The organism is Aeromonas cavernicola (assembly GCF_002795305.1).
GTDB classification, from domain to species: domain Bacteria; phylum Pseudomonadota; class Gammaproteobacteria; order Enterobacterales; family Aeromonadaceae; genus Aeromonas; species Aeromonas cavernicola.
In genome coordinates this window covers 1-9427 of the sequence record NZ_PGGC01000030.1, presented here as the reverse complement: position 1 = coordinate 9427, position 9427 = coordinate 1, and the positions used below count along the sequence as shown (strand labels likewise).

The 9427-nt window shown below is 47.4% G+C and carries 9 protein-coding genes; 6 read left to right on the top strand and 3 right to left on the bottom strand.

The genetic code is table 11. The features are described from left to right. Both CUC53_RS03630 and hisIE read left to right on the top strand, forming a co-directional pair. Nucleotides 1-414, top strand: a 414-nt coding sequence (locus tag CUC53_RS03630) for a HisA/HisF-related TIM barrel protein (RefSeq protein ID WP_236757860.1), incomplete at its 5' end; no start/stop codon positions are given. Continuing rightward, nucleotides 407-1042, top strand: a complete 636-nt coding sequence (hisIE, locus tag CUC53_RS03625; protein WP_100292886.1) for a bifunctional phosphoribosyl-AMP cyclohydrolase/phosphoribosyl-ATP diphosphatase HisIE — start codon at nucleotides 407-409, stop codon at nucleotides 1040-1042. The genes CUC53_RS03630 and hisIE, both read left to right, overlap by 8 nt. A gap of 33 nt (nucleotides 1043-1075) precedes the next feature. Here hisIE and CUC53_RS03620 read toward each other — a convergent pair whose 3' ends face one another. From CUC53_RS03620 to CUC53_RS03610, 3 genes are all read right to left on the bottom strand, one after another. Next, nucleotides 1076-2587 carry a KAP family P-loop NTPase fold protein gene (locus tag CUC53_RS03620; RefSeq protein ID WP_100292885.1) on the bottom strand — a complete coding sequence of 504 codons (1512 nt, stop codon included), beginning with the start codon at nucleotides 2585-2587 and terminating at the stop codon, nucleotides 1076-1078. Nucleotides 2588-2691: 104 nt separating this feature from the next. Further along, the gene (locus CUC53_RS03615) at nucleotides 2692-3543 is read right to left on the bottom strand and encodes a DUF5718 family protein (protein WP_100292884.1); all 852 of its coding nucleotides are present in this window, start codon (nucleotides 3541-3543) and stop codon (nucleotides 2692-2694) included. Between the two features lie 525 nt (nucleotides 3544-4068). Further along, entirely contained in the window at nucleotides 4069-4572 is a 504-nt protein-coding gene (locus CUC53_RS03610) for a hypothetical protein (protein ID WP_100292883.1), read from the bottom strand. A 1700-nt stretch (nucleotides 4573-6272) separates the two neighbouring features. Between CUC53_RS03610 and CUC53_RS03605 the strand changes: the two genes are divergently transcribed. The 4 genes from CUC53_RS03605 to CUC53_RS03590 all read left to right on the top strand — a co-directional run. Next, entirely contained in the window at nucleotides 6273-7058 is a 786-nt protein-coding gene (locus tag CUC53_RS03605; RefSeq protein ID WP_100292887.1) for an ABC transporter permease, read from the top strand. 3 nt (nucleotides 7059-7061) lie between these two features. Then, nucleotides 7062-7712: an ABC transporter ATP-binding protein gene (locus tag CUC53_RS03600; protein WP_100292882.1), complete on the top strand. Its 651-nt coding sequence runs from the start codon at nucleotides 7062-7064 to the stop codon at nucleotides 7710-7712. A 26-nt stretch (nucleotides 7713-7738) separates the two neighbouring features. Beyond that, nucleotides 7739-8932: a KpsE/RkpR family capsule polysaccharide export protein gene (locus CUC53_RS03595; RefSeq protein WP_100292881.1), complete on the top strand. Its 1194-nt coding sequence runs from the start codon at nucleotides 7739-7741 to the stop codon at nucleotides 8930-8932. Between the two features lie 160 nt (nucleotides 8933-9092). Next, on the top strand, nucleotides 9093-9427 hold a 335-nt coding region (locus tag CUC53_RS03590), incomplete at its 3' end, for a polysaccharide biosynthesis/export family protein (RefSeq protein ID WP_201796712.1).

Sequence of the window (9427 nt, the reverse complement as noted above, 5' to 3'; positions counted from 1 at the left end):
GGCGTGCAGTGTGTGGTGGTGGGGATTGACTCTTACTTCGACGCCCAGAGCGGCCACTATCAAGTTAAACAGTTTACCGGTGACGAAAGCCGCACCCGCACCACCGCGTGGCACACCCTCGACTGGATCCAAGAGGCGCAGCAGCGCGGCGCGGGCGAAATCGTCCTCAACGTGATGAACCAAGATGGGATGCGCCAAGGCTACGACCTTGAGCAACTTGCACTGGCGCGCTACGTCTGCAAGGTGCCGCTGATCGCCTCGGGCGGCGCTGGGGCCATGGCCCATTTTCGTGATGCCTTCACGGTGGCCGACGTCGATGGGGCACTGGCCGCCTCGGTGTTTCACAAAGGCATCATCCCTATTCCTGAACTAAAACGCTGGCTGAGAACCCAAGGAGTCGCCATCCGTGATTAACCACGCAGTAGATAACGCCCAGCCGCTCAGCGAGCGGCTCGACTGGGCCAAATGTGACGGCATGATCCCCGCCATCGTCCAGCACGCCGCCAGCGGCGAGGTGCTGATGCAGGGTTTTATGACCCGTGAGGCGCTGGACAAGACCCAAGCGACTGGCCATGTCACCTTCTTTAGCCGCAGCAAACAGCGGCTCTGGACCAAGGGTGAGAGCTCCGGCCATGTACTGAAGCTGGTGGCTATCAGCACCGACTGTGACTGCGACTCGCTGCTGGTCGCCGCCCACCCCGTCGGCCCTACTTGCCATCTGGGCACCCCGTCATGCTTTGCCGGCCACCCCGTGCCGCCGCTCGGTTTTCTCGCTGAGCTGGAGCAGATTCTGGCCGCCCGCAAAGGGGCCGATCCCAGTACCAGCTACACCGCGAGCCTGTATGGCAAAGGCACCAAGCGCATCGCGCAAAAAGTCGGGGAAGAGGGGGTGGAAGTGGCGCTGGCCGCCATGGCCAAGGATCGCGAAGAGCTGATTAACGAATCAGCCGATCTGCTCTACCACCTGACCGTGCTGCTGCAAAACGAAGGGCTGGGATTACAGGATGTCGTGCAGCAGCTTTATGTGCGGCACAATAAATAAACGGATAATAAAGCCGGGATTTCCCGGCTTTATTTAGTCAAGATGCACGGCCAGCTCAACTAAATTTTTATACGTTTTTAAACGTCGCTCCAACTGTGACAGCTCTTTTTCTGCCAAAATAGTATTTTCTTCTACAGTCAAATTCCGCATTCGCTTAACACAATCTGTTGCTAACGTGATAAAACGATAGGAACATTTATCATCTGACATCGATTCAAATAGACTTCCATAAGTAATGGCTAAAATACTCCTCAATGAAACCATATATTCGCCATCTATAAATGGATTTGAATATCGTTCATAATCGACATCCTCAATATAACTTCCTATGGCACTTCCTGCTTTTATAAAACATTGAAAATGTTGTTCTTCATACTCACTTGTAAGAGTATTGAAACCTTTTAGCTTAGGATGGTTATCTGTTATAGGCATTTTGCCGTCCGCTACAGCGCGATAATCTCCATTGTTTTTCTCGCACAGAGAGAACAGGTAAACAAGAAAAATCAGATTTAATGTGCAACCTTGGTAATTGATGATGGAAGCGATCGTTCTATCAAACACTTGCTCTGTTTTTCTTAAGCTCAATAAAAAATGGTCACAAACAGCAGTCAATACATTTACCAACACTTGGCTATCAGTGATCTCAGGCCATACGTTGACATGCTCAAGCTGCAATTCTTTATCTACAATTGCCTGCTGAATAAACTCTCGCCGAGAGATACTGCCTAACGTAAATCGTCTATGAAAAAATCTTCCAAGATAGCTTTCTGCATCAAAACCATCGCCATAAATGACCTTGATAGCATGCTGTAACTGCTCAGTATCCGTTGCCAACACAAACACCACGCCCTTAATATCAAAGATATGCTTGATGGTCTCCAGCATCTCTACCGCATAGGAAGGACGACAACGATCAAGCTCATCTATCAAAATAAATGCGGGATAATCCAGCTCTCCGTTACTTAACCCAACAGCCCCTTCCACCCATTGCCGGATCTCTTGTTTAAGATACTGGATAGATTCATAACGCTCTTTCTGATTGCTGCATAAGGCATCGACCAGCTGATTGGCTTCCTCCCCTTCCAGAGAAAAATTCTCATCCTCCAACCCAGCTTTTTTGATTGCCGCTTTTAATGCCAGCTTGCCACCGACCTTAAATAATCCAAGCAGCCGCTGGCGCATCCCTTCTGGAATCGGGTTTTCTTTTCCCGCAATCCTTTTTAACTGGTCGATAATCGATGAAATAACGGTCAATAAGGGATCATCGGAAAAGTCTTGCTGCCAAGCATCGAGATAGACGGTGGGATAGTCCGCTTTCAGTTCCATATACCAGCGCTTAATAAACCAAGTTTTACCTGCTCCCCACTCGGCATTGAGGTTAAGCACATAATTACGTTGCTTACCCTCGGCAGCGAGATAATTAGTAAGAAAAGTGGCATAACGAGCCCGTTCTAATCGGTCACCACCTAAGCATTCACTGCCCGCAATACTTCCAGGCCCATTCCAGTCAATAGGATCGTGCCAATCAAACTCGCAATGACTCATTTGTTATTATCCCCAACAGTGATCGCAGAGGATAATAACAGGGCTAGCGACGTGAAGCCTCAATAAAGGAACGAACAAGTGCCAGTGAATTAACAGCGCTGCTATCACATCGGCGACAAGGTGACGTGTTGCAGCAGTGCCGAGATATCGGGCCTAAATTGGCGCGCTCGGATCGCCTCACGAATATCCGCTTCACGATAACGGCTGCCGGGATAGACCACCACGCAGGCGGTATCGCCGGGCTTGAGGAAATGGCTTTCGCCAAACGGGGTGTAGCGGGTTGCGCCAATGCTGATCAGCGCCTGACTGGGGTAACCTGCCTGTGCCAGCAATCCCTGCATATGTTCTGCTGGGCCTTCGTCTTGCTGGTGGTTAAATTTGTCGATGGCCCAATCAAGTAGCTTGCCGTGAAAGTAGCTGTAATCGAGAGCGGCACTGTCAATCCCATAGGCAATCAACTCGCCCGCCCGCTCCAGATAACAGGCAATCCGGTAGTCGTCGAGCTCACAACCGACGCTAAACCCAGAGAGGGGCAGTAAGTTAGCCGCAAGTCCTTTGCTGGCACTCCCCCAGTTTTTCTTTTCACTGATCTTGTTGGCATGGGGGCGGCGAATAGAGCAGTCGTTATAGGCGGCAAACGCGCGGGGAATAATAGCCACTACCTGAGTGCCTTGATAAACCAAATCGCACCAGAGCGCGACTTCCGGCTCTATTTGCACTTTCTCTGCTTCGCTGGCGGCACTGCTGGGTAACAAGATGGTGTCACTGCTAAAAGGAAAGTGTCCAAGCGGGCCGACGTGGGTTGGCACATAACAGGGAAACAGCGCTTTAGGCGCACTGGTATCCCGCACCAGCACCGCCACAAAATCCGACGCCTCGCCGGCTTGTTCCAAATGACCGGCAAAGTTGCCCGCCACCCCTAGCCCAATAAATTGACTCTCTGCTGTTACCTGCATCGTTCTGGTTACCTCATCTGTTGCTCATCGGCGGCTCATCAGCCCCCACTGACCACGCGGGGAACTACCGCTAAAGTGGCAGAGATTAAACCACAGCGGCCACCAATTGGACACCCACCCAAGTCCCCCAAGGCTTTGAACCTCCCGCAACGCAGAATAGGGACAGCAACCAATAGAACACCTCTCGAAAAAAGTGGCTCACTGAACGTGGCTACCTGCACAGGAGCAATCAGGAACAGCAAGGATAGGGAGCCGTGACTGCAGTGACGTAGCGGGGTCTTAGCAAGGTGAATGGGTTCATATAAAGCAAGATAAAGAAGCGACCCATAGAGATGACGCTAATAGCAGGGTTAGGAAGGGGATCTCGTCAGCCATCAGCCGCCATATATTGTTGACAGCTAACCCGTTCACTATCATCTCTGCGCATAAGAAATTCAGCATATATAAAGCAGGTTACCACCCGCTATCTCAGTCACTTATCAGAATAATATATTATTAGAACGATAAATTACGTGACGCCCACCATCACAGCGTCCATCTTAAAGAGAAGGTGGTGACTGCCACATGGTTTCTGCCGGGAACAAATTTCACATTAGGCGCATACCCTATTTCTAATGCGAGTGATTTATAACCGATGGTCGCCATCGGTAATATGGCAAGACCACGCGCGCCCGAGCCATCTAAATAACCTGCTTGAACGCCTAAACCGGCAAACGTATGTGACGTGATATACCACTCTTTGCGATAGGACATGCCACCATAGACCGCCATTTTTTTATGTGAGTCTTTATATGTACCGCCCAGCAGCGAGACCTTACCGGTATCCTTATCCCCCCCAAATGCCCATGACAGACCCAAGCCAGGATTAAAGTTATTAAAGTCACAGGTTTTGCTTTTCTTTCCTTTGCCCTTTTTACAGTCACTGTGAATAGTCGCGCCATGGATTAACACAGACCATTCATCTGCGGCATAAATCGTACTGGATGATGCCAGTAATAACGTTACCAACACTCCCTGTTTAACAAACATATTATTTCCCTATTTATTATTCGCTTTATTATCCACGTACATTGTCTACATACTGATGTTTGTTATACCTTCAATCGATATAACCAAGCCTAACGATAATAAGTGTGCTAACCGCCTAAAATAAAAAGCGGCTAAAAAAATTATTGAGTAGGTAACATGTCGATGTGATAGAAAAACACAACATAAAATATTATGTATTTATCACATTGAGTGATATGCCAAGCTAGTAGCAGTACACGTTGAAAAATTCTAAATTGATAAATTCAATTTTTATCAATCTATTAATGTCACGCTTCATAAGTATTAAACTAGGCACGTTGTATTTACCTCCTTTTATGCCATGACTCATCCAGATGCGATCCGCATCGCTATAGTCTGTATCGACGCAACCGCCAGAAACTTAAGAAAAAAATAAGCCATTCTTTATTTGTGATGGTTGACAGTACCAGGGCCAGAATGCGGGTGTTTTTTAATCTAATGATGAGTTAAAAGACAGCATCGTTTAGTTCACTAAATAAGCAAGCTCAAGCTAGATTGAAACGACACCATTATTGATAAATTTGTTTTATGTTAGCAACTGACACTTAAATGACATCTGCCTAACACGCTCTGCTGCACACGGTGGAAATCCACGAAACCGCCATCGACTATCCATCACGAACAAAACTACGACAGCAAAAACAGAAATAGACTGTTTTTTGAACAGATCTTTGCCTATTGAGCCACTTCCGCTGGGTTATTCAATACACACTATTGAGACTGCACCCACAGAACATGATCAATTATCAACCTTGTTATTTTTATTAAAATTAATGGCTCATTTAACACGCAAACCACTACTGATATCATCGTTTGGTTTATTTTCTAATCTAATCAATCATATTGATGTTGATTAAAATGAACATCCTCCCCTTCTCAATATTAATTTAAGAAAAAATGTCTCGATAGAGTCTTGTATTTTTTTCACGCCGTCATATTGCAAGGTGACACAAAAAAGACCTTACAAAGTTTAAGAAAAAACTGACAAAAAAGAGTTTTGTTACTCCTATATAATAAGTTAATGGATAGCGCCATTAATGACAAACGTATTTTTAAAAAGCTACGTTTATCCATATTTTGCTGCAATGTTGTTAAATAAAAAATGGGAATAGCAAGTCATGTAGATGAGATACCTATCTCAAAAATAAAAAATATTTTCTGGTGTGGTTCAAAGATACTTGGGGTTTAACGCCTCGAGTGATGACTTATGCTCGATGATGTAGAACTCATTCTAGAAGATAGCTAGATAACAAATGACGATATGTGACAGCTCCTGACGCCTGTCGAATATTGAGTCATTGAGAATGGTCATAACTGAGAATAATGACGCTCTGCGGCATGTCTCTTGCCTTCTCATATTGAATAAAAGCCTAACAGGATAGGCAGTTAGCTATATACATTGCGTTTAAATTAGTCCGGAACTTGTCTTTTCCGTGCGGTAGCTATGGCTAAAGCAAAAAAGGATATCAATCAAAAACTATCGCTCGCAATAAAAGATAAACAGTGAAATGACTTCAATAAACACTGCGCGACATTGGCTCACCGCACAACAATTGCTGTATTTAGTATCGTATTGAATAATAACGTTTTTTGTAAAATCCCGATATGTCCTTGACCTTAAAATAGGTAATCTAACCGCATGAGAATGTACTGTGAACGCCATGTTTATACCAACACGTAGCCCCCTTGTTGTTTTTAGAGATGTTGTTTTCGGCTTGGTAATGCGAGAGTTGAAAACTCGCTTTGGTAATTACCGTATGGGCTATACGTGGGCACTGCTTGACCCATTGGTTGCCATTTCTATCTTTTGCGTGGTGTTTGGCATTGGTCAACGCAATGGATTTGGTGGGGTGGAGGCTCCTGTCTTTGTCGCCAGTGGTTATCTTCCCTTTTTAATGTTTAAAAATACCGCAGACCGTTTATTGTCAGCAGTCAATGCTAACCGAGGCCTTTTTTGTTATCGACAAGTCACGCCGTTTTCAACCTTATTTGCGCGTTTCTTACTTGAAACTTTAATAGGTATGTTGGTGGCGATACTACTGATATTGGGGCTGGTTTGGTTTGGTTTTTATGCCATCCCCGCTGACCCACTGGCGGTATTATTGGGATATAGCTTATTAATGATGTTCGCCTTTGGATTGGGCACCTTGTTTTGCATATTGACGAGTCTTTCGGCAGAGATGAATAAACTCATCCCGATGTTAATGCGCCCCTTGTTATGGATTTCTGCGGTGTTTTTTCCACTGGCAGCGGTGCCACAACATTACCAACACTTATTATTATGGAATCCTGTCGTGCACGCAATGGAGCTTATTCGCACTGGCTGGATTGCCGGTTTTCACACTCAAGGAGGAGACTGGTTCTATTTAGCCGGTACCACCTTGATTTTATCGGCCTTTGCGATGAGTGCCTATCGCCTGAGCCACCGTCAGCTAATAGCAAGTTAATCTATGATCACGCTTGAGCATGTCACAAAATATTACCCAACCAAGTTTGGCCGTAATTACGTTTTAAAGAACGTCAATTTTACCCTGCCCGGTGATAAGAATATTGGCATATTAGGAGCCAATGGGGCGGGCAAATCGACCCTGCTACGGTTACTTGGTGGCATGGATATGCCTAACCAAGGCCGAGTCACTCGTCATAGCCGCGTATCATGGCCATTAGCATTAAGTGGAGGTTTTCAAGGCAGCATGACGGGGCGGGAGAATACCCGCTTTATCTGCCGCATTCACGGTATTCACGACACCCGCGAAGTCGAAGAGTGGGTCAAAGGATTTGCAGAAATAGGTCAACACTTCGAATTACCGATCAAAGGCTATTCCAGTGGCATGAAATCAAAATTCTCCTTTGCGGTCAGCATGGCCTTTGATTTCGATATTTATCTAACCGATGAAATTACTTCGGTCGGTGATGCCAAATTTAGACAAAAGTGCATAGATATATTTAGTAAGAAACGCGAAAGCGCAACCGTCATTATGGTTTCCCACGACATGAACACCTTGCGCCAGCAGTGTGATATGGGAATTGTTCTACAACAGGGATCACTCACCTTATTTCACGATATTGAAGAGGCAATTACTGCCTATCAACTGTTATAAACCGTGCCGTTAAATATTGGATATTCATGAACATCAACACCATCAAAGATCAAGTAAGGCGCAAATTACGTAAATTAAAGCGCGACCCCAAACGCTTTCTCATTGACTCAAAAGGTTACAAAGCAGCGCAGTTTTCATGGAAAAAAGCCATCAAGCTAGGCAGTTTTCTATGGGTGGTGTGCTGCTTTAGCGTGGCCATATTGTATTACGGGATCATTGCTAGCGATCGTTACGTCAGTGAAGCCAGTATCATTATCAAACAGGCTGATCAGGTCAAAATATTGCCCGATGCCCTCTCCATGCTGGGGCTGGGGGGCAGTAATCATCAAGATGTGTTGGTCATCCACACCTACCTCAGCTCATGGGATATGTTGCATCAGCTTGATAAGGCATTGGGATTAAAAGCTCACTATCAAAGTGAGCAGGCCGATTGGTTTTCGCGCCTGCCCTCAGATGCCAGTAATGAAGCATTTTTAGAATATTACCGAGCACATCTAGAGATTAAGTTAGACGAGCTATCCGGTATTTTAACGATCCAGCTGCAAGCCTTCGAACCTGAATATGCCCGAAAAGTGGTCACCCTGATGCTTAAAGAGGGGGAGAGCTTTATCAATCGCTTGGGCCATCAGGTGGCATTGGAGCAGCTCAACTTTGTCGAAAGCGAGGTGGCCCGCTCCCACGAACGGATGCAAGTTGAACGCGACAAGATGCTGGCCTTTCAAAACCGCCACAAGCTGGTGAGCCCAGAAGCGACCAGCAGTGCTATGCAAGGGGTGGTGGCCGAGCTTGACGCCGAGCTGGTGCGCCAATCGGCCGAGCTCAAACGCCTGCAAATCTACATGAACCCCAAGGCCCCCGATGTGGTGGCCGCCAAAGACAAGGTAGAGGCGCTAACACGCCAGCTGGCCCAAGAGAAGCAGCGGCTGACCAGCAGTGACGCCCAATCCCTTAACGAGGTTAACGCTGAGTATCAAGGGGTACAGGTACAAACCCAGCTGGCGGCGGACGTTTACAAAACCGGGCTGGTCAGCATGGAGCAAGCTCGCGTCGAGGCCTATCGCAAGCTCAAACATCTGCTGGTGGTCGGTGAACCAACCGCCGCGCAAGAGGCGCAGTACCCACGTCGCCTCTATAACCTTGCCACCATCGGCGTACTGCTCTGCCTGTTTTACGGCTTAGTGGTCATGGGGCTGGCCACCTTGCGCGAACACCAAGATTAACGATGAACTCGGGTGCAACGGCCATGTTGCCTTTGCGCCCGTATCGCATGCCCCTGCCACCCGGCATCGGACTCTATTTCATACCCATATCAACCCCGTGCGTAACAGCCATGACGCTGGCGGCGGGAGGAGTTTTCTCGTGTCACATTATCGTTCTTACATCAAACCCACCCCGTTGTTTATCGCGCTGAGCCTGTTATGGCAACCCGCCCACGCCTTAGACGTCGCCCAAGAGGCCGCCCCCGTGCGCAAGGTGGTGCGCGATACCCAAACCCGCGATCCCGTCTTCGGTAACTGGCTGTTTCGCGGCGAGTTTGCCCGCGAATCCTTTAGCGGCTTTAACCCCGATTACCGCATCGCCATCGGCGATAAGCTCCAAGTCCAGCTCTGGGGTGGGGTCGAGTTTGACCAAAGTCTGCTGGTCGACCACCAAGGCAACATCTTTTTGCCCAAGGTCGGGCCCGTCAAGGTCGCCGGGGTCCGTAACGAGCAGCT